The following is a 22,133-nucleotide window of genomic DNA, read 5'->3' as shown; positions in this document are numbered from 1 at the left end:
ATAATCTCTTGAGAATTTTAAAAATCAGTCTGTTTATACTACTAAGCGTAGTCGTTTTATTTGCCAGTTATCTTTATGTTAATCAAGCACCTGATAAGTCTGTCGCTGAACTCAGCAAGCGCTGGGCTGCTGAGCCATCACAATTTATGCAGATTGCTGGTATGAATATACATTTTAGAGATGAAGGACCAAAGTCTGATGAAGATCCTATTGTCTTAATTCATGGTACGAGCGCGTCATTACATACATGGGATGGCTGGGTTGACCAACTAAAAACACAACGCAGAGTTATTCGCTTTGATTTACCTGCCTTTGGTCTAACCGGCCCCGATCCTAAAAATAATTATACTATTGAACATTATGCTGAAGTTGTTATTGCTGTGTTAGATAAGTTAAAGGTTAAAAAAAGTGTATTAGCAGGTAACTCTTTAGGCGGGTATATTGCTTGGGCTACCGCAGTGTTATATCCAGAGCGAGTCTCTCAAATAATTTTAGTCGACGCGAGTGGCTATCCTTTTAAGTCTGAATCTTTACCCTTAGCCTTTAAATTGTCTAAAAATCCGATAACGAGCCGGTTATTAAAAAACGTTTTACCTAAATCTTTGGTGAAAAAAAGTGTTGAGAATGTTTATGGAAACCCTGACTTAGTCACCAGTGAATTAGTTGACAGATACTATGATTTGACGCTTCGTGAAGGAAATCGTAACGCTCTAAAAGAACGCTTTAAGCAGACGGTCCCCGGGGATTTAGCCAAAAAGATCTCAACAATAAATGTACCAACGCTTATCATTTGGGGAAGAAAAGATAAGCTCATCCCCATCAAGCTTGCGATGAAATTTAAGAAAGATATTATCAACAGTCAATTAGTTGTCTTTGATGATTTAGGGCATGTACCTCACGAAGAAAACCCTCAGGCAACAGTATTAGTTGTTAAACAATTTTTACAAGATAACAAGTCTCAATAATCATTGCGATAACGCCAACTGGAATTTAGTGTAAGCCATTAACGATATCGTTAATGGCTTTTTTGTAGTAGATGGCGACCAAGATAAGACGTTGTAGCTCACTGTCAAAGTGCTTATCTTGACGAGAACATAATTCAGCAAGCACTTTAATTACCTTTGAGTAGTTGGTTGTGGCTAAGGGCTGTTGTTTACTTTCGATCTCTATTAAGGCCAATAATGCGGTAAGTTCGTGCGGCGCTAGCGAAATTAAATTTTGATTAGTCGATAAATAAACTTCAATGGGAGTTAAGTTTTCGTGGTCACGCTGGCAGAGTGCATCACGTAAGGTATTATTGCTGCCAAATAACATCATTGAACGTAAATAAATAAAGGGTGGGGTACTGGCGACTGCTTTATTGCCAGCGAATAAATAATGTAAAGCATTGCGCTGTCTGCGATCTGTTTTTGTAAAGTTGTCTTGTACCTGAAGGGCAGGGGTAAAAAAACTCAATGTGTCGTTGGTTTTAATTTGTGCGATAAGCGCAACAGGTAAAATTTTACTGGCTATTAATGTCGTGGTTAATTGTTGATAAAAATCAAACGATGCGACTTGCGCTATTCCTTGTTGAAATAGATAAGCTAATTGAATGATATTTTCCGACTCACTTGAAGCTAAATAATGTTGGCGTAAATCATTATCGTCATCTGCTGACAATAAAGCGATGAATGTCTGCATATTTTCCTTCATTGTAACCCTTGTTTAATACAAATAATTGGCTCAGTGTATACTCTAATTGTTTTGTTGTGTGGTATTTTAAAATAATAAAATTATTGCAGTCATTATCATTTGGTAAGCCAAGTAATTAAAAACCTCAGGCGATATTTAAACGTTATTATTACTAGGCCTATTGACGATTTGTAGGTGTTAGCTTACCGGTTAGCATTACTGGCACTCAGTGTTTACATTAAGGCTTTCTATAACAAGAAATAGAGAAAGCCTTACTTCTATCTATTATTTAAAGGCTAAAAAGTGGTGGTCCAGTAAAGTTAGCAAATGGTACAATTTTAATGTTTTTATAAGGCCAATGCACTGCTTTGTCTACATTATTATATGCATATTGTTAAAATTATTTTTATCCTCGTTATTTTAATATCTAGTGACTGGCTCGCGCTTTTAGCGATGACTTATTGTTAAGCGCCTAAAGTAAGTGTTTTATTTACATAAATTTAGCCGGGCTTTTCAAGCAATAGCTTGACCTATTAATAAGCCTTGATGTCAGTGGTGATTGCGACTAAATTACGCTCAAGCAACTTGCTAAGCACGCCTTTTCCAGTAAATATTGAATTAATCACTATAAGTGGATCCTATGAGCAATACTTTTACCAAACTTGTTAGCCAATTAACGCATTCATTAGAGCAAGAAGACGATCGTGAGCTGTTGATTTCAATAGAGAAATATCATCCGGCTAAATTGGGCCGATTACTCGAATCACTACCCAATAAATATCGCGATGATTTTTGGAGTTTGATCCCGGTTAATTACAAGGGTGAAGTCTTACTCTCAGTGCACCGCGAACTGCGCCAATTTTTGATTAAAAAAACCAGTGAAGCTGATTTACTTAAATGTTTATCGACGCTTCAAATGGATGAGTTAGCCGACATTGATGCTGATTTACCATTACCAGTAGTAAGCGCTATGGTTGAGGCCATGGATAGTCAGCGAAAAGAGCGTTACCAAACAGTGGCCTCTTTTCCTGATAATACAGCCGGCGGTATGATGGATGTTGACGCTACGGCGGTCAGAAAGGATGTTAGTCTTAAAGCCGTCTATCGGTATTTGTGTAAGTTAAGAAAAAAAGAAGGTATGTTGCCCGAACAACTTGACCAACTGGTTGTTGTTGACAGAAATAACAAGGTACAAGGAACCTTATATCTTAGTGACTTGGTTTCAATGGATAATAGCTTGTCGGTTGGCGATGTAATGAAAAACGATGTGCCCTTGATTGATTCGTTACAATCGGCCATTCAGGTTGCACAAATTTTCGAAGACCATGATTTAATCTCTGCGCCAGTTGTAGATGAAAATAATTTTTTGTTGGGTCGAATAACGGTTGATGATGTTATCGATGTGCTAAAACATAATTCAGAGCAGCGTTTATTGGCCTCCGCCGGCCTTAATGAAGAGCTCGATATGTTTGCCCCTGTTTCTCATATTTCTTTTAATCGAGCTATTTGGCTAGGCACCAATTTAATCACCGCCTTTGTGGCCGCTTGGGTCATTGGCTTTTTTGAAGCATCAATAGAACAACTTGTCGCGCTCGCGGTACTCATGCCCGTAGTGGCAAGCATGGGAGGCGTTACAGGTAGCCAAACGTTAACTGTCGTTACTCGTGGTATTGCGCGCGATTTAGTCAGTAGTGCCAATATTGTTTCGCTGACCATTCATGAATTAAAAGTCTCTTTTATTAATGGCATATTATGGGCTGCAGTGGTCTTTTTAATTACAATTTTATGGTATGACGATTGGCAGTTAGGGGGCGTTTTTGCGCTGGCTCTTTTTGTTGTGAGCCTTACCGGTACGCTTTCAGGTGCGCTTATTCCTATAATATTGAAAAAACTGGGTGTAGACCCAGCCATTGCGGGCGGTGTTATTTTAACAACCATAACCGATGCGGTTGGTTTTTTAATCTTTTTAGGGACTGCGACTTATATTTTGATTTAATTAGCCTTGTTTTAATCATCAGCAGAAGGCCAATAAGCCGCACCCTGGTGCTTATGTAAACTACTTTTACAAATAAGTTTGACTGACCCAATTGGATTTACCTGTTATTATCGCTATTATTAACTCTAGTTAACAATGTACTTAATCAACCCCTGTTTAAGTACTTAATAACAAAACAGTGAATGACGAAAAATAAACTGAGCGACTATCACAATGCCTTTAAACATTGATTGATAAGTCGATCCTATACTAAATTTTTATGAGAAATAACACTTGAACAACGTCCATATACCAACAGTTATAACTAAAACCTTATGCTTAATCCTGCTTTTTTTACCTCAGTTATTAATGGCTGAAGAAGTAAGTGTCGCCACAAAAAAAGAAAAATCTATTCTAGAGAAAAGAGAACAAGCGCTTTTGAAAACAACCGCTAACCCCTTTGCTATTTCGCAACATAGATTAAATTACCTACTGCCAGTCTCCTATATTAGTAAACCAGGTACCCGCACGGTTGAAGAGTTAACTAATGATAATGTTGATAATGTAGAGGCTAAATATCAAATTAGCATCAAGTTTCCTATATATTTACCAACGACTGATGCTTCAGGTCTGTACTTTGGTTTTACCGCAGTATCGTATTGGCAATTGTACAACAGTGAGGCATCTAAACCTTTTCGAGAAACAAATTACGAACCTGAATTATTTTACAGTTGGCAACAGAATCACAGCATATTAGGCTTTGAGTTTAATCAAGTTCAGTTTGGCATCAATCATCAATCCAATGGTCAAAGTGGTCTTTCATCGCGCAGTTGGAACCGAGTTTTTGCTTCGTTAGTGTTTAGTGACGAAAGTGCTTTTTATTATATAAAAGCTTGGCATCGACTAGCTGAAGATGAAAAAGAAACACCACTTTCTGTGATTGGTGATGACAATCCAGATATTACAGACTATCTTGGGCATATGGAATTTGGTGTTGGTACTCAGCTAGGCAAATTCAACCTTTTCACTGCGGTGCGAAATAATCTTAAATTGAGTGATAATAAAGGTAGTGTCGAACTAAATCTTTCTTATTCATTGACTGAAGGTTATGACTTCTTGATACAGTACTTTAATGGTTATGGTGATTCACTTATCGACTATGACCGTCATCAACAACGCATTAGTTTGGGTATGCAAATGAAATTTTTATAAGTAATGCAACGCCATCAAGTGTAATTGCCTACTCTTGCTAAACCGTTAATTGTTAGCCCACCCTTAAGTTTGTCGAAAGTTTGGGCTGCAATGTTTAATAGTATAATATCCCCTCTCTTAAAGTTATGACTTTAAGCTTGCATCACTGCACCAGCCCATTATCCGGAAAAAATATCATGCGAGTCGCCGTTTCTCAATTTGCCACCACTTTGGATGTTCAAGAAAATCAAGTAACCTGCCTGGGTATGATAAATGAGGCGGCCGTCTGTCAGCCAGCACTCATAGTGTTACCTCAATTTTGTAATACACTTTTTTGCCATACCGAACCAGGGTACAAGGACCGTAGTCAGGCTTGGCATCAAGCTTTAGACATTGACGGTCCTTTTTTACTGGCTATTGCAGAACAAGCCAAAAAGCATCACTGCTACATCGTCATAAACGTTACTTTAAGGCGATATGCTGCAAGTAGCTGGTCACCTGAACAAAAAAAGGATGCGATTAAAGCAGGTGTTAGTATAACCACTTGTTTATTTTCGCCGTTTGGGCAACGCCTTGACCAAGTCGATAAACAAAAATTAGAAGGTCATGAAAATGATTTTTTTATTAATGCAAGTCAGGCGTCTACGTTAACTTTAACGCCGCTAGCAAAAATTGGACTGTTAATGGGTAATGACACGATGACCTTTAACACCTCTCGTGAATTAGCTTTGCAAGGTGGGCAATTATTCTGTAATTCAATAAGCACATTTTCCTACGATCAAAGTCACTTACATGACCCAGCTCGAGCGTGTGAAAATAAAGTATTTTTGGCCACAGCAAATAAAATTGGTCGATTGTCAGCAACGGGATCTCTAAGTGGCGCAGGCCAAAGCCAAATAGTTTCTCCTGAGGGTAAAGTACTCGCTAAAATGAACCATAATGAAGCAGGTTTTGTGTTTGCTGATCTTGATTTAGAAAACTCTGCGATAGCACCCAATAACAAATGCCGACCTGATGGCAGCGATGTCTTTATGCAACGACGCCCTGAACTTTATCAAGCGCTAACATTACCGATAAAAAAGCTGGCTAAGCATATGAATAATGACAAGGTTCCCGAAACGGCGAATGTCGCAATATTTGCAACCTATAAGTCTAATGAACAAGCCATTGAAGATGTTTGTTTTTACATTGAAAACAACCTCAGTGATATTATTCAATTGCCTGAGTTATTTTTTATTGCAGATAAAACCATAACGAATAATGCTGAGCAACTCGCCGATATAGCCTCTTTGAGTAAACAACTCATTATACAAATCAGCTCAGTACTGAGACCTTTTCAATATGTGTGTACTAGTTTAGTGATTGATGGCGCACATCAGGCGGTGTTAATAAGCGAACAGGGTTTATTGGCAAAACAGCAGCAATTACACTTTTGCCAACGATACCAGTGGACACCACTTGGAGATGCGTTAACTCTTGTAGAATTACCGTTAGAGCAAGGTAATATCAAGCTTGTTATGCTAACAGCTGATGATGCAACCATACCTGAAATAGTTAACGTAGCGGCGTTGAATCAAGTTCACTTATTACTGGTGCCTTTTGAAATTCAAGAGCCAGGTGAGGTTGAATATTGCTTGTTATCGCGTGCCGCAGAAAATAGAATTTGTATTCTTGCCGCGAGTCGTGAACAGAGCTTCGCTGCGGGCTGCTTATCGGTCGATTCACATAGTGATAACGCCAATAAAAATGCCAATAAAAAGAAACAAAAACTACAAAAGTCCACGGGGTTTATTGCCAATTTAAGCTCAGGCGCTACCTTAATATCTGAACGCATGTCAGCTAAATTTACTGGCTATATTAATCAACCACTGGTTAAATACCAACAGGGAAAAATCACTAAAGCATTAGTCCATCCTATTGCCAGTTGCTCTAAATAGTGGTAAGTGCTTACTAATTTTGGATGCACCATCATGTAGTATTTATTGCCAGTGAATATCATTATTTTATTTTTTGTAACGTAAACCATAGCCGATGGGGAAGAGTGGTTTAGTGTTGTTTTTCTTCTTTTCTGTCGAGGTTTTTTGGGGCCAAGAAAAAGACAGTTTTCCCTGGAAGTTAAACTCACCAAAGAGCATATCACTAACACCTTGACCTTCTGAGCCAGGAAGCCAAGCAGCAATGAATGCTGCTGACTTATCTAACTCGTCATTAATGATTAATGTTCTCCCTGAGATCAAAATAACAACCAGGGGTATGCCCTTATCACTAATATCTTTTATCAATAGATAGTCTTCTGGGTGTAACTGTTTTAATGCTAGTGAGTTGCCATAGGGCGCTGAAATATTTACTTGACCGTTTATTTGTGATCCTGCCTCTATTATAAGGTTTTCACAATCTCTGATATCACCATGGCCTTCTGCATAAGGGTACTCACCGATCACCACCACAGCGATATCATGATCTTTTGCCGATATTGCTGAAACATCACTATCACGCCTTAATACCGCATTGGGCGCAACCGCTGAAATACCTTGCCAGACAGAAGTGGCTCCTTCAAATTGATCGTTTCCTGATACACCTTGCCAATCAATGGTAAACCCTCCGCACTGATGACCGATATTATCAGCATTCTTACCCGTAACTAAAATTCGAGCCTGCTTTTTTAAAGGCAGGATGTTTTTTTTGTTTTTTAACAGCACAAGTGACTTTCTGACAGCTTCTCGTGCAATATTCCTATGCGCACTAGCACCAAAACTAACATCATTTGCCCAAATCCTTTCACTGGGACGAGGCGAATTAAATAAGCCGCTGGCAAACTTTACTGACAATATCCGACGGACGGCGTCATTGATTCTTGAGATAGGCACAGTTCCTAATTCAACATGATTATGCAGATGGTGAATAAATTGCTGCCAGTTTTCGGGGAGCATAAACATATCGATGCCGGCATTAACGCCTTGAGCAACCGAGAGATAAAAATCATCACAGAGGTAATCAATACCATTCATGTCAGAAACAATGAAACCAGAAAAATTCAATTGTTGTTTTAGTACATCCGTGAGCAGATACTTATGACCATGGCACTTGTTGCCATTCCAACTATTAAATGACGCCATAACTGTCATTGCCCCCGCTTTTAAAGCGCTTATGTAGGGGCTAATATGAGTATTGTTGAGTTCTTGCCAAGAAATATTAGCATCACCTTGGTCAATGCCATGCGTTGTAGCTCCATCGCCAACCCAATGTTTGACACAAGCGATAACGCCTTCACCAGCGAGCTTTCCATGAAGGCCGTTGATAATTTCACTTGCGTATTGATTGATTAATTCTGGCGTTTGAGCGTAGCTTTCATAGCTGCGACCCCATTGATTATTTTGTGCAACAGCGAGGTTGGGTGCAAAGACCCAATCGACGCCACTCGCTAATACCTCTTTTCGTGTGACTTGTGCAATACGTGCTATTAAATCAGCGTCGGCGGCAGCACCTAAACCGATATTGTGTGGGAAAATTGTTGCTCCCTTAAGATTATTGTGACCATGTATGGCATCAACACCATAGAGTAAGGGGATTGCTAAATGATTTTCGTCACTAACCATTGATGCTTGCCAATAGCTATCGGTTGTTTTTAGCCAACTATTAAGATCATTATTTTCGGGCAATGAACCTGCGCCACTCAATACTGAACCTAAATGGTACTTTCTGACATCATCGGGCGTACAGCTCAGTCGTTCAGCTTGGGTCATTTGTCCAATTTTTTGTGCTAATGTCATTTTTGACATTAGCTCATCAACTTGTTCCTTTATTGACGGCTGACTAAGTAGTGGCTGCATAGTATTGAGTTATCCTGACATTATTTAATTTCTTCATTTTGCCAATTTTATTTTAATGTCATTTGAGTGAGCTAAGCAGGCACGTAAAACGCTCTATCTACATCCTTAGCGTTGCTTAGTTGCTGACAAATATTTATAGGTATTACATCTTCTCAAATGAAATTAAAAATATAAATTTAAACGGTTAATTAACCTTAGCCTTATTATTTATAAATTAGTTTACTTTGACAGACTATTACGAATGTAAATGGATACAACTAAAATACGGTAGGGTGGACTTATTTCGAGGTTATTGGGATTTTATCAATTTTTCAGTAAATACTTTTATTGGACTTTTGAGCTAGTAGAAAAAATTATATAAATTCAAAAAGCTCATTGTGACCATTTCATCGCCCCATAATGACCGACTCATCGTTTTTATATTGTTTAAGATTTACAATTATATAGTGTCAAATGACATTTATAATTGAAACCTTTCACTAAATTTTAATTAGGCTAAAGTTTCATTCAATAATCATTTTAACGGAATAGCGCTTTATGAGTACGCAAGAACATTATCAAACCGCGACTGAAGATAAAATTTCCACGCTAAGAAAAATTATCTATGGCTTTGGCGCTTTCGTAAATAACTTATTAGGTGCGGCAATTGGTACTATGACCATAGTGCTTAACTTGGGTTTAGGTATGAATCCAGCTTTAGTCGGTTTGTTAGGCGCATTGCCTCGTTTGGTCGATGCCTTTACCGATCCGCTAATGGGCTATATTTCCGATCACACAAGATCAAAATGGGGTCGACGCAGACCCTATATATTCTGGGGGGCTATTGTCGCAGGTATTACTTTTGCCTTGTTATGGCAATTACCGAGAGGCCAGAGTGAAGAATTTTACTTTTGGTTCTTTTTAATTGGTTCTATCATTTTTTATCTAGCCTACACTATTTTTGCAACACCATGGGTCGCATTAGGTTATGAATTAACGCCAGATTATCATGAACGTACCAGTATCATGGCTGTGCAGAATTTTATGGGCCAATTTGCGTGGTTATTTGCACCTTGGTTCTTACTGTTTATGCAAAATGAATCGCTGTTTAGCGATATGATTGAAGGTGCCAGTTGGTTAGCCGTCATTATTGGGCTATTTACTATTATTGTTGGTATTTTACCAGCAATATTTCTTACTGAACGCTTTACACCCATAGCAACTTCAAAAACGATTATTGACCCGAATGCACCACCAATAAAACCAAGAAGCTTGAGTTATGCCGTTACTGATTTCTTTAAAGGCTTTTTAATTACACTTAAATTTAAGCCTTTCCTTAGTTTATGTGGCGCAACCTTTTTAGTGTTCAACGGCTTTATGATGGTTTCAGCTTTCCAAAGTTACGTGATTATTTATTATGTTTTTGGCGGCGATCAAGCATTAGGTGCTGAATATGTTGGTTGGGCGGGTACGGTGTCATTTATTTCAACGTCTTGTGCTATTTTTATTGTCACTAAGTTATCAAGCTGGTTAGGGAAGCGAAATGCTTTTTTCATTACCATTGCCATTTCTATCTTTGGTTATGCACTTAAATGGATTTGTTTTACACCGGATAATCCAATGCTAGTGATTATTCCACCTATATTTTTCTCTTTTGGTTTAGGCGGCTTGTTCACCTTAATGGGATCTATGGTTGCTGATGTCTGTGATCTTGATGAATTAGAAACCGGTGAACGACGTGAAGGTATGTTTGGCTCAATTTATTGGTGGGTTGTTAAATTAGGCTTGGCTGCGGCGATGGCAGCTGGTGGATTTTTACTTCATGCAACAGGTTTTGATGTTGCGTTAGCTGGAGCTCAATCTGCTGATACGCTGTTTTATATGCGCTTAGCTGATGTACTTGTGCCTGTACTTTGTTCAGTGGTTGCTATTTGGATGGTCGCTACTTACCCTATTACTGAGAAAATGGCTCATGATACCCGGAGTAAACTTGAGGCACGTCGAGGAAAAATGGCGGCTGAAGTGAATGCCTTAGATGAAAATACTGACGGTGTTACGCCTGTCTAAGGCACTTATAAATTGTATATCTACATAGTTAACCATGTAGATATACAACCCGCTTTATTTTTGTGAGATCTTTATTTTTTTAGTTAAAATAAATACGAAATAAAATAAAGTAAATTTTTTTAAGTTATTGTTTTAAATAAATTAAAATGATTTTTTTGTATGGGTGATAACAAAAGCTTATCATGAGTACTTGTTTATATCCCTTATCCATTTCAACTTTTCCTACCCCCCCTTTGACCGTATTTTGATGCTGTTTGACCAATAATTGTGCTAAAAATATTCAAGTCTGAACATGGCTATTTATAGGATGCTCGACAGTAAGATAATTCAAAAATGCAGAGTTAGCGCTTATTGATATAAGTGCAGCAGTACTGTTTATCTTTTGGGAACGTTATAAACCAAATTATTCATTAAGCCGGTTAATCATTGACTTAATTGAATATTTTAATATAAGAATAATAAAATAATGAGCAAATTAACATTAAATCTTAGTGCACTAACAGGAGCTTTAAGTGTTTTTTCAAAAAAAATGCTTTCATTGTTATTAGTCAGTACGCTAATAAGTTGTGGAGGTGGGTCAACTCCAACAGAAAAAGAGACTATCAATGCAGATACTGATAACGACGGAGTATTCGACCAAGTCGATTCGTGTCCTAATACATTAGCCAATACCAATGTAGACGCGAGTGGTTGCGAAATCATTATTGTTAGTGTCGATACGGACAGTGATAATGATGGTGTTAAAGATGCAGCTGATAGATGTCCTGAAACTCCAGATAATACAAGGGTAGACAGCTCTGGCTGTGCGGTCATTGAAGAGGTTGTTGATGTGCTTGTTCAAGCAGAAGATTACATCAGCTATTTTGATACCACAGCGAGCAATGAAGGCGGAGCAAGTTACCGTAATGACGCTGTAGATATCGAAGTTACCACTGATGTGGGCGGCGGTTACAATATTGGTTATACCCAAGCAACAGAATGGCTAGAATACCCGGTAACCTTAAGTGCTGGGACTTATACCATTAGCAGCCGCGTGGCTTCAGATTCAGGCGGTGGTAATTATACGCTGTCGATAAATGGCAATACAATTGGTAGTGACAATGTTGCTAGCACGGGGGGATGGCAAACCTTTGAAACCCATGTGGTTAATTCGTTTTTAACGACAAGCGGTACTTTTACCTTACGATTAGCGATAAACGCAGGTTCATTCAATATTAATTGGCTGCAAATAACAGCGGTTATTGATGATGATTTAGATGGTATTGGTAACGACCTAGATTTGTGTCCTGATACGCTTGAAAATGCAGAAATTAATGAGGTCGGGTGCGCGGACTCAGATGGTGATGGCGTGTTTAATAATCTGGATAATTGTCCAGATACACCTATCGGGACCTTTGTGGATTTTCTCGGCTGTGAAGCCGTAGAACAGTTAATTGAAGTGGCGTTTAACAACGATATTCTTGTTGGTGGTGAAGACAGCCAAAAGCCAGGTTTTAGTTTATATACCTTTGATAATGACATTGGATCTGACGGCAGTAATTGCAACGACGGTTGTGCGGTTAATTGGCCTCCACTTTTAGTGGCTGATGGTGTCGCTTCTGGTGTGCCAAATTTATCAATCATTAATCGAAATGATGGCACAACACAAGCTGCCTATCAGGGTAAACCGTTATACTTTTATAAAGGTGACACCGAAAAAGGAACCACTGAAGGTGCGGCTATAGCGGGTTGGAACCTTCAAGCATACGGACTTTTTGGTGATATCGTGCCACTTTATACCTCTAGCACGGCACAAGAACATGCTTTAATTTATGAAACTAATGATGCTGTGGTCACCAAGTTTGCTGATAGAGGACGTGATCGTCATGCTAAAGAAGATCAATTTCAGCAATACGATCATTACCTTTCTCATTATTGGACCCATAGAACAGCACGCTATAAATTCACCGATTATGTGGCTAAAGGCGGCTCATCTATTTTAATTGAATGGGTAACACAATGGCAGCTTGAGGCGTTAGAATTTAGAGCATGGTATTCAGGAATGAATACTGTTGCTGAATACCATGGTAATTATGAGCCTAACGTTGTGACGGTCGGTCACGGTAGTTACGACGACGACCTTGTGCAAACAAGTACAAATGGCGATCAATATAAATATTCAGTAACCATTAATGAGTTTCGCGGACTTAATGGCAGCATAGAAACCCTCAGTATTGGCCAACACATGGAAATTGAAGTCAGTCAGTTTTTATTAGGCGTTCCAGAGGGGCGGTCAAATTATTACGGCACAACTTATCTTTACCAAGTCGGTAAAGGTGGCATGGCTCCTTGGAAAACAGTCGGAGATTTTGATGATAAATCATCAGAGCGTGAAAACTCACATCCTATCGCTAAACAAGGTTGGTTAGGTGGTGATACCACATTACCTTATCAATATACTAATGAACCTAATGACCACTTCATGCAAATGGCGACTAATTTATCAAGTTTAAATGGGCAAGCGTTCGTTTTAGGAAGACGTATTCATCATACCTCTTTTGTTGATGGTAAACATGATGAAGACCCAGCCAATGGTGTTTTTTCAGAAATGGTAGGTAAGTCAGGTACACATTTTGTTAATCATAGTTGCGCAAGTTGTCATGAACGTAATGGTAGGGCAGCTCCGGCACCAATTGGCGAGGCATTAGACAAATGGGTCTTTAAAATTGCTGATGCTGATGGTGAACCCGATGCCCAGCGTGGCGATGTTTTACAGCCATCGAATATGGGAAGTGTACAAAGTGAAGGAACGGTAGCTATTGAATCATGGACTGAGGTGAATGGTTTACGTTCACCTAATTATAAGTTTTCAACGGGTACGCCAGAAAAATTCTCAGCACGCATTGCACCTCAACTCGTTGGCCTAGGATTATTAGAAGCAATTCCTGAAGAAACTATTTTAGCGATGGCTGATGTCAATGATGAATTTGCTCCCTTTGGTATTTCAGGTAAAGCGCAAAGTGCTATCGATCCCGAAACCCAAGATATTCGCCTTGGGCGTTTTGGTTGGAAAGCCGCTACATCAAGCATAAAGCATCAAGTTGCGGCAGCGTTTAATACTGATCTGGGGGTGATGACCTCTGTACTACCATCACCAGATTGTGGTTCTGCTCAACAAGAAAGAAATGAATGTGGTCATGACCAATCTGAAATAAGCGACCAGCACTTGAACAATTTAGTGAAATACATCGCATTGTTGGGTGTACGAGCGCAACGTGGCCTTGATGATCCTCAGGTACAACAAGGACAAGCGTTATTCTCAAGTATTGGTTGTGTGGATTGTCATACGCAAACATTACAAACCAGTATCTATCACCCGTTTACAGAACTAAGAGATCAAACTATTCATCCTTATACCGACTTACTGTTACATGATATGGGTGAAGGTCTTGCTGACAACTTAGGTGAGGGCAACGCTACAGGGGCTGAATGGCGAACAACACCGCTATGGGGCATAGGTTTGTCGGCTTGCGTTACTGGAGGTGTAGAAAACCCAGTTGGCGGCCAAGGTAATGAAGTTTGTACGCCCGAGCATAGTTATTTGCATGATGGACGGGCGAGAACGATTGATGAAGCAATTCTCTGGCACGGTGGGGAATCAGAAGCTTCTAAAGTTAAGTATGAAGCACTTTCTGATGCTGACGAAGCTTCATTAATAGCCTTTTTAAAATCACTATAAAATCAGCAGCTTATTAAATTGATTATCGATTGATTTAATAAGTTCTTTTAAGAAAAAAGAGAATAATAATGAACCAATATTCAGTTTATCCGTGCAATGTTAATTCAATGCTAAAGAATATCAGCTTTAAAAGTCGACTGTTTTTAATTAGTTTGCTGAGTTTGTTAATAACGACACCTACTATGGCAGGTTGGGAAGTTAACTATATAGATACTTTTTCAGGGGACAGTGTTAATTGGCAAAATTGGACGGCCCAAGTCGATGCCAACTTTAATAATGAAGTTCAATGTTATACCGATGATGATAGTTCCATTGATAAGAACTTTGATGTCTCTGATGGCACCTTAAAAATAATCGCCAGAAAACAGCAAACTAATTGTGTAGGCTTGAATAATCAATCTAGAGATTGGACCTCCGGTCGAATTAACGGTAAAGATAAACGTGAGTTTCTCTATGGCAGAATAGAGTCAAGAATTCGTTTTCATAACCTTGAAAGGGGTTCTTGGCCGGCGTTTTGGATGTTAGAGAATCGTATTGCTGAAAGCCCCCGTAAAAATGATGATGACTTTGTTAACTGGCCCAACCCAGGTGCTGGCGAGATTGATGTCTGGGAATGGTTTGCCAATAGCCCGAGTACTTATATAACTAACTTTTTTAATACCGGCGGCGGCTCTTGCGGTAATGAAGTGAGATTCGCTTATCCGAATGGCGCTAATGATGTACTCGATTGGCATGATTACGCGATAGAATGGGATGAAAACAACATATCATTTTATATGGATGATACCTTAGTCACTGCGCATAATGTATCGAATTGTCCACAATATAAAGAACCGATGTTTGTTTTACTCAACGTTGCTATGGGGGGAAATCTAGGTGGGGCGATAGACCCAAGTCTGCGTAAAGTCACCATGGAAGTGGATTATTTGGCGCATTGTACTGCTACCAATCAAAATAATGCCCAGCGCTGTAATGAAAATACGCCCCCTGTTTATGCTGATGATGATAACGACGGCATAGAGAACAACCTTGATCAGTGTCCAAATACTCCATCAGGAGAAAGTGTTGATGAAAAGGGCTGTTTCGAAGAGATGGTTAATATATCTCCTGAAGTTTCTTTGTCGATAACACAGAATAATGTGGCGGTGTCATCAGTTGATATTAGCGGAGGTTTAGTCACAATATCTGCTAACGCCACCGATGAAAATGCTGACGATATCCTTTCTTATGTTTGGCTTATATCCGGTACTATTCCATCACCTATTATCGACGGTGGTCTTGTTAGTTTTGATCCCTCTTCTATGTCCGGCGGGAATTCATATCAAGTAGACTTGACCGTAACTGACAACGGTAACCCAAGACTTTCAGTAAGCAGCACTATTAAATTTAGCGTTAACAACATGCCGCTTGACGCTGGCGATGATGATGAGAGGGGGAAAAGTAGTGGTGGTTTATTCAGTTATTTACTACTGCTGATGTTGATAGTATTTAGGCAGAAGTATCTTAAACAAAATATGTTCAATTAGGAGAACTTTTAATAACAAGGTTGATTTATTAGGATATCAGTATTAACACCGGCATTGGTTAGTTATAATATTGATTGAATAAGTTGCTGATGCAGCATTATATTATTTTATTTATTTGATGTTCTGCTTTCAAAGTAACTCGTGCTGACAAGTTTTAAGCGATAGTGTGTTCTTTGTTAACTTATTATCTAACGAATATAGACAATCCACACTAGAAATATACCTAAGGGCAGGACATAGATTTGACTATAAAGTGGCAAGATCTCATCGAAAAAGCATGGAATGATAGAAAAGTCTTAAATGAATCAGATGAATTTGATTCTTGGCGTGTTTTCCATGGTTACACCGAAGGAGCGCCGGGTGTAGTTATTGAAAAATTTGGTACTATGGCCTTGGTCGAATTTAAAGACGATATTCGTGAGGACCTTGATGTAATCAAAGATGCACTATTACAGTGTTTTCCCTTCACGCTTATTATGGCAAAAGGTGATCAAACTCTCGGGTTACGCTTAAAGAATAGAATGTTCTCGCTTCATGGCGATATTGCTGATGCGCCAGAATTTACCAAAGAATACGGGGTCTATTATAGTTTGCTTGCCGATACGATGCATAATTGTGGTTTATATCTGGATGCACGTCCCGTTCGTAAGTGGTTAGCTAATAATAGTGAAGGCCGTCGCGTATTGAATTTATTTTCATTCACGGGCAGTTTGGGTATAGCGGCTTTAAAGGGGAACGCGAAGGCAGCAATTCACCTGGACAGATCGAAAGCGTTACTACCGCGTATTGAAAAAAGCTACGAAAAAAATGCTATGGAATTTGGCACTCGCAGTTTTATAAAGGGTGATATCTATAAGCATTTACCTAAGGCAATAAAAAGTGGTCAACAATTCGAAGGCATTATTTTAGATCCACCACCAACCGTTTATAAGTCACCTTATGCAGAGCATCAGCCTAAAGGACAAGATTTTTCTAAATTGGTGAGTATGTGTTCAAAGCTTTTAAGTCAGGGCGGTTGGTTGATTTGTTTATTTCATCGTTATGATGCAACGTGGGATGAGTCAGATGCTGAGATTATTGAATCATCGGGTCATACTTTGAAAATGACAGAACGGTTTACTAGTGAGTGTGATTTTCCCGATGATAATGTTGACCGCAAGTTAAGAGTGACCGTATTCGAAAAAATTTAAGATAGATAATACCAACAAGTCATTACCCCTGATAAGTGAGAGGTAATGACTTGTTTAATACTTTGCTGCTGCACAATAATAAATTGCAGACCTTTGCCGAGCAAGGTATACAGAAAGTTTTGTGGATTCTTGCTGTCTAGTAGATAAATAGTATCCATAATATCAACAAATCAGTCTAACGCGCCTATCATTAATTTTAGTTATTATTTTTTGACATTACATGTGAGCTATTACTTATTTTCTTGAAAAGAGATGAAAATAGTTTATGTCTTCAATTGCCGGTGTGTTACTAAACTTACCCGCGAGTGATCGCTTAGCCGTTAAGGTACTTGTCATCAGAAGATAAGCGTTTAACGTTAGCTTTTAATTTATCTACTGGCTTAAAAATATTAAATCAACAAGGAGTGAAGCTATGACCAATCCTTTGATTATTAACATACTGGGATATTTAAAAAAACAAAACAGTGCTTGTTCATTAATTGATTTAGTCAACCTTTGCCAACAGGATTTCTTGCTACTGATAAAAAAGGATGTTGACCCTCAAATTGCCATATTTCAAAAGAATTTTTTTGTTATGAATGCGCTTTATCAAATTCAACGAGATATTAAAAGTGAGGGTTTTTTACTGACTATTTTCCCATTAGAAATTTGTTTAGTGCCAAATCATGCTGCAGCAAAAAGTACCTTGGCTATGCGCGATACTGATCTAGCCCATTACTATTTAAACTGGTCTAACTTAAATAACATTACCCTTGCAGAAGTGGAGTTACTCTTTTCCCATTTTTGGCAAAGATACCGCGCAGTAGATAAGGTTGCTGCTGCTCTGACGACGTTAGGGATAGATAAAAATATTGATTGGTTTGGGATACGTCGGGCCTATCAGAAGAAAATTGCCATTACCCATCCCGATAAAGGTGGCTGCGCGGCGGATTTTATCGAAATTCGTCAAGCTTATGAAGTATTAAGTTTGCGCTATCATCGCAAAGAATAATTTTACGGTTGGTGATATTAAACGACGTGAATAAACTGATATTTGTTGAATTGCAAAAATAGTTTTTAATATCTGTAGTTGGATAGCCAAAGCGCACATTTTAGACGGAGAGGGATGTTAGTGCTGATTGATTTTAAAGCGACTTAGTGCTAAGTTTTGTTGATAGAATGCGCTTGTATAACGATAAGCCTTCTAATCATCAGTTAATGAAATGTGTTCTCAACACACGACTCTATTATGGATATATTACGGGTAATGCTATTGACTGAGATTTATTAATTTCCCAGTAAGATATTCAAGATAATACTTAACTTATACTCACGACATGAAGAATAAAAATTAATAATATGAAATTAAGAATTACCTTTTATCTGCTATTAACTTTTGCATTTATTCACAGTTTTCCGTCAGTTTCACAAGAGCTGGACAATGAGCCGTTAGGTGTTATTACCGTTGTTGCAACTGAAAAAGACTTACCCTTTAGCTTTAAGCTTCCCAATGGCAATCCTAGTGGGCTTTATGTTGAGTTTTGGCAGCTCTGGTCTAAAACTAATAATATTCCTATTCGCTTTGTTCTATTGCCCTTTGAAGACGGTATAGCGTTGATCAAACAAAAGAATACCTTACATGTTGGGCTCTTTAAGAATCAGCAACGACAACAGTGGGCTGATTTTTCCTTACCTATCCATAATGTACAAACAGGTATCATTTATAATCGCTCAATTGACAAAAAATCTAAGCTAAGAGAATTAAGTGATATTAAGATAACTAGTCAATATTTTAGCTTTCAAGAGTCCTACCTTAAGGAAAACTTTGCTAGCTTTGAGCAATCAACGCATAAAAGCTTTGATGATGCTCTCGAGGAGTTATTAGATAATGAGGTTCAGGCTGTTGTTGCTGAGTTACCTAGTGCCTTTGCACAAATAGCGAAAAAGGGCTTAACTGGAGTATTCACTATTTCTGAAGAGATTATTGCTTCTAATAATGTCTTTGGGTTGATAGCAAAAGGTCAACCTGAATTATTAGCTAAAATTAATGCTGGTATTGAAAACATTCCCGTTAATAAAATTATTGAATTAGAAAAACAGTGGCTCCCCACTTTAAAACCATTTTTTCAAAAATCATCAACTGTTGCTAGTTTAACGGAAAACGAAAACAAATGGCTGTCACAAAATAATTCTTTTAGTTTGGGGACTGACTCTGCATTTCCTCCTTTTGAATTTAATGATGAATTGGGTGAACATAGCGGAATATCAGCTGATTACATGTTGTATGCAAAACAACAACTAAAAATAAATTTAACACCAACAGTAGGTACAAGTTGGGGGGAAGCGCTAGAAGAATTTAAACTTGGCAATATTGATGTCATGTCTTCAATTTTTTATACAAAAGAAAGAGCTGAATATATAAATTTTACTGAACCCTACTTTGAAATTTCTCTCGTTATTGTTAGTAAGAAAAACGCTTTCTATGCTGAAAGTTTATCGTCATTACAAGGCAAGAAGTTAGGTCTAATTAAAGGCTATGTTTATAATGAATTGATTAGTCGAGATCACCCCAGTATTAAAATTGTAGATGTTTTATCGGTTGAAGACGGACTTAAAAAATTACAGTTGGGGGAAATTGATGCCTTTGTTGATTCTATTGCTGCGATTAATTATGAAATAAACAAAAATAAAATTAATGATCTAATTATTACCTCCTTTACCCCTTATACACTTAAAATATCGATGGCGGTAAGAAAAGGGCTTGAACCCCTTATTCCGATTTTAAATAAAACCTTTGCTGCGATGAATGAAAAAAAACGTTCTGCTATCGCAAATAATTGGTTATCGGTACACGTTCAATCGGGTACTGAATTATCAACCATTCTCGTCTGGGCATTACCGATAGCCTCATTGCTCATTTTGATTATTTTAGTGTTTTTTCGCATGAATAAAAAACTCAAAATAGAAATTGATGCACGAGTGATCAATGAAGAAAAACGCATTACCGCCCAACAAGATTTGGCCGCACAAAAAAAAGCGATGGACGAACATTCGTTGGTTCTTGTAATCGATATTAACGGTATTATTAGCTACGCCAATGATAAGTTTTGTGCCATTACTGGCTACAGCCGTAAAGAACTCATTGGTAAAAATCATAGTATTCTAAATGCTAATAACCAGTCCAAATATTATTGGCATAAGATTTTTACGGCGATTTCTAAAGGGAAATATTGGCATGATGAAGTGCGTATTAAAGCCAAGGGGGGGCAATACTATTGGGTAGACACTACGATTGTACCACTTTACGATAAAAATAAATTACTCAGTGGTTATACTTATATCAGTACTGATATTAGCCATCAAAAAGAGACGATTACTCGCTTAGCTGAAGCCAAAAAACAAGCGGATGTTGCTAATGAATCAAAAACCGCTTTTTTAGCTAACATGAGCCATGAAATCCGTACACCGATGAATGGCGTCATCGGCATGACTAACCTCTTACTTGATACGGCTCTAAATCCAGAACAACACAATTTTGCGAAAACAGTAAAAAACAGTGCCGAGTCATTACTGAGTATTATTAACGATATTCTTGATTATTCAAAAGTTGAAGCTGGCATGTTAGCGCTTGAACCACTTGAATTTGATTTAGAAGTATTGCTGCATGATCTTGCTACCAGTCTCGCTTTTCAAGCGCATAACAAGGGTTTAGAGCTAATTTGCCCGGCTAATATTTTACCGGCTCAGTCATTTATTGCAGACCCTGGGCGTATCCGTCAAATACTCAATAATCTTATCGGTAATGCGATAAAGTTTACTGAGCAAGGCGAAGTTTCAGTCTATTGCAAAGTACAAGAGCAGACTAAGCAGCACACTAAATTACTCTTTGAAATATCTGATACAGGCATTGGTCTAACGTTAGCGGATCAAAACAAACTATTTGAACGTTTTAGCCAGGCCGATGGTTCAACGACCCGTAAATATGGTGGCACCGGATTGGGGCTATCTATCAGTAAACAATTAGTTGAATTGATGGGCGGCGAGATAGGCTTGAAAAGTGTTGACGGAGAAGGCTCTACCTTTTGGTTTAGTATAAATATTGCTAATGCTGATAACATGCGACCCAAGAAAATTTATGATCATTTACAGAGTCAAAAGATACTGGTGGTTGATGATAATTTAACTAACCGGACTTTGTTAGGTTTGTTACTGACCAAGTGGCAAGTCGAGCATACTCTGGTAGATAGTGGCGATAAGGCATTAGAAAAACTGACCCAAGCTAGAATACAAGGAACTCCTTACCATATCGCTATTTTGGATATGCAAATGCCTGAAATGGATGGGTTTCAACTAGCAACTAAGATTAAAGCGGATAGCGATATTTTTTCAAAGACTCGTTTATTAATGTTGACCTCGCAAGGGCAACGTGGCGATGTTGAAAGATTAAAAGCGGCTGGCTTTAACGGATATCTAAACAAACCTGTTGATCAGTCGATTCTCTACAATACCTTAATGACCATTGCTGGCATTAATGCCCAAGAGCAACCTTTGATCACGGCGTTTAGCGCTCGTGCACTTCCGCAGTTCAAAGCAAGGATACTTGTTGTAGAAGACAATGCTATCAATCAAAGAGTCGCACAAGGTCTGTTGAGAAAATTTGGTGTGCAAGTCGACTTAGCGGCTAACGGTGAAGAAGCGCTAAATTCATTAAAAAACTTACCTTTTGATTTAGTCTTTATGGATTGTCAAATGCCAGTAATGGATGGCTATGAAGCGACTAAAAAAATTCGTCTTCCTCAATCTAAGGTACTTAATAACAATATTCCGATAATCGCCATGACTGCCAATTCAATGCAAGGTGACCGAGAGAGGTGCTTAGCCGCAGGAATGGACGACTTTATTGCTAAACCTGTGAACCCTATCAAGCTACAAGAGGCATTGAAACGCTGGCTACCCAAATATTAAGCGTCCGTTATGCAAGTAGTTAAAAATAACAAGAAAGGTTAG

General features: G+C 38.4%; 13 protein-coding genes. 10 read left to right on the top strand and 3 right to left on the bottom strand.

The annotated features are described in order from the left end of the window. Positions 1–8 precede the first annotated feature (8 nt). Positions 9–965 (top strand): alpha/beta fold hydrolase, encoded by a 957-nt coding sequence (locus tag H4J75_RS05995; RefSeq protein ID WP_220465247.1) that lies wholly within the window; start codon positions 9–11, stop codon positions 963–965. Between the two features lie 25 nt (positions 966–990). Here the strand turns inward: H4J75_RS05995 and H4J75_RS05990 are convergent, their stop codons facing one another. Continuing rightward, entirely contained in the window at positions 991–1,692 is a 702-nt protein-coding gene (locus tag H4J75_RS05990; protein WP_182231424.1) for a hypothetical protein, read from the bottom strand. A 619-nt stretch (positions 1,693–2,311) separates the two neighbouring features. On the opposite strand from H4J75_RS05990, the gene mgtE reads away from it, so the two are divergent. From mgtE to H4J75_RS05975, 3 genes are all read left to right on the top strand, one after another. After that, on the top strand, positions 2,312–3,667 hold the full coding sequence (gene mgtE / locus H4J75_RS05985; protein WP_182214888.1) for a magnesium transporter: 1,356 nt from the start codon (positions 2,312–2,314) through the stop codon (positions 3,665–3,667). 348 nt (positions 3,668–4,015) lie between these two features. After that, the gene (locus tag H4J75_RS05980) at positions 4,016–4,858 is read left to right on the top strand and encodes a phospholipase A (RefSeq protein ID WP_157470793.1); all 843 of its coding nucleotides are present in this window, start codon (positions 4,016–4,018) and stop codon (positions 4,856–4,858) included. Between the two features lie 176 nt (positions 4,859–5,034). Then, entirely contained in the window at positions 5,035–6,774 is a 1,740-nt protein-coding gene (locus H4J75_RS05975; protein ID WP_182221614.1) for a nitrilase-related carbon-nitrogen hydrolase, read from the top strand. 66 nt (positions 6,775–6,840) lie between these two features. Here H4J75_RS05975 and H4J75_RS05970 read toward each other — a convergent pair whose 3' ends face one another. Then, positions 6,841–8,667 (bottom strand): glycoside hydrolase family 3 protein, encoded by a 1,827-nt coding sequence (locus H4J75_RS05970; RefSeq protein WP_182221613.1) that lies wholly within the window; start codon positions 8,665–8,667, stop codon positions 6,841–6,843. A gap of 537 nt (positions 8,668–9,204) precedes the next feature. Here H4J75_RS05970 and H4J75_RS05965 point away from each other — a divergent pair. The 4 genes from H4J75_RS05965 (at position 9,205) to H4J75_RS05950 (ending at position 17,147) form a co-directional block, all read left to right on the top strand. Then, the gene (locus H4J75_RS05965; RefSeq protein ID WP_182221612.1) at positions 9,205–10,713 is read left to right on the top strand and encodes an MFS transporter; all 1,509 of its coding nucleotides are present in this window, start codon (positions 9,205–9,207) and stop codon (positions 10,711–10,713) included. Positions 10,714–11,179: 466 nt separating this feature from the next. After that, entirely contained in the window at positions 11,180–14,431 is a 3,252-nt protein-coding gene (locus tag H4J75_RS05960) for a di-heme oxidoredictase family protein (RefSeq protein ID WP_182221611.1), read from the top strand. A 68-nt stretch (positions 14,432–14,499) separates the two neighbouring features. Then, on the top strand, positions 14,500–15,957 hold the full coding sequence (locus H4J75_RS05955) for a glycoside hydrolase family 16 protein (RefSeq protein ID WP_259366334.1): 1,458 nt from the start codon (positions 14,500–14,502) through the stop codon (positions 15,955–15,957). Positions 15,958–16,199: 242 nt separating this feature from the next. Further along, positions 16,200–17,147, top strand: a complete 948-nt coding sequence (locus H4J75_RS05950) for a class I SAM-dependent methyltransferase (protein ID WP_182221610.1) — start codon at positions 16,200–16,202, stop codon at positions 17,145–17,147. Here the strand turns inward: H4J75_RS05950 and H4J75_RS05945 are convergent. After that, on the bottom strand, positions 17,144–17,305 hold the full coding sequence (locus H4J75_RS05945; RefSeq protein WP_182221609.1) for a hypothetical protein: 162 nt from the start codon (positions 17,303–17,305) through the stop codon (positions 17,144–17,146). The two genes, H4J75_RS05950 and H4J75_RS05945, sit on opposite strands and share 4 nt — an antisense overlap. A 254-nt stretch (positions 17,306–17,559) precedes the next feature. On the opposite strand from H4J75_RS05945, the gene H4J75_RS05940 reads away from it, so the two are divergent. Together H4J75_RS05940 and H4J75_RS05935 are read left to right on the top strand one after the other, a co-directional pair. Next, positions 17,560–18,138, top strand: a complete 579-nt coding sequence (locus H4J75_RS05940; protein WP_182221608.1) for a DNA-J related domain-containing protein — start codon at positions 17,560–17,562, stop codon at positions 18,136–18,138. 347 nt (positions 18,139–18,485) lie between these two features. Further along, positions 18,486–22,091, top strand: coding sequence for a response regulator (locus tag H4J75_RS05935; protein WP_182221607.1), 3,606 nt, complete (start codon positions 18,486–18,488; stop codon positions 22,089–22,091). The last annotated feature ends 42 nt before the right edge of the window (positions 22,092–22,133 follow it).

The organism is Colwellia sp. BRX10-1 (assembly GCF_014077545.1).
Lineage (GTDB): Bacteria > Pseudomonadota > Gammaproteobacteria > Enterobacterales > Alteromonadaceae > Colwellia_A.
Note: the sequence above shows the minus strand (reverse complement) of the source record. Positions and strands in the feature narration are given on the sequence as shown.

Coding starts and splice junctions, on each gene's coding strand:
- H4J75_RS05935 (WP_182221607.1), top strand. CDS start 18,486: ATGAAATTAAGAATTACCTTTTATCTGCTATTAACTTTTGCATTTATT.
- H4J75_RS05990 (WP_182231424.1), bottom strand. CDS start 1,692: ATGAAGGAAAATATGCAGACATTCATCGCTTTATTGTCAGCAGATGAC.
- H4J75_RS05945 (WP_182221609.1), bottom strand. CDS start 17,305: ATGGATACTATTTATCTACTAGACAGCAAGAATCCACAAAACTTTCTG.
- H4J75_RS05975 (WP_182221614.1), top strand. CDS start 5,035: ATGCGAGTCGCCGTTTCTCAATTTGCCACCACTTTGGATGTTCAAGAA.
- H4J75_RS05965 (WP_182221612.1), top strand. CDS start 9,205: ATGAGTACGCAAGAACATTATCAAACCGCGACTGAAGATAAAATTTCC.
- H4J75_RS05970 (WP_182221613.1), bottom strand. CDS start 8,667: ATGCAGCCACTACTTAGTCAGCCGTCAATAAAGGAACAAGTTGATGAG.
- mgtE (WP_182214888.1), top strand. CDS start 2,312: ATGAGCAATACTTTTACCAAACTTGTTAGCCAATTAACGCATTCATTA.
- H4J75_RS05940 (WP_182221608.1), top strand. CDS start 17,560: ATGACCAATCCTTTGATTATTAACATACTGGGATATTTAAAAAAACAA.
- H4J75_RS05980 (WP_157470793.1), top strand. CDS start 4,016: ATGGCTGAAGAAGTAAGTGTCGCCACAAAAAAAGAAAAATCTATTCTA.
- H4J75_RS05955 (WP_259366334.1), top strand. CDS start 14,500: ATGAACCAATATTCAGTTTATCCGTGCAATGTTAATTCAATGCTAAAG.
- H4J75_RS05960 (WP_182221611.1), top strand. CDS start 11,180: ATGAGCAAATTAACATTAAATCTTAGTGCACTAACAGGAGCTTTAAGT.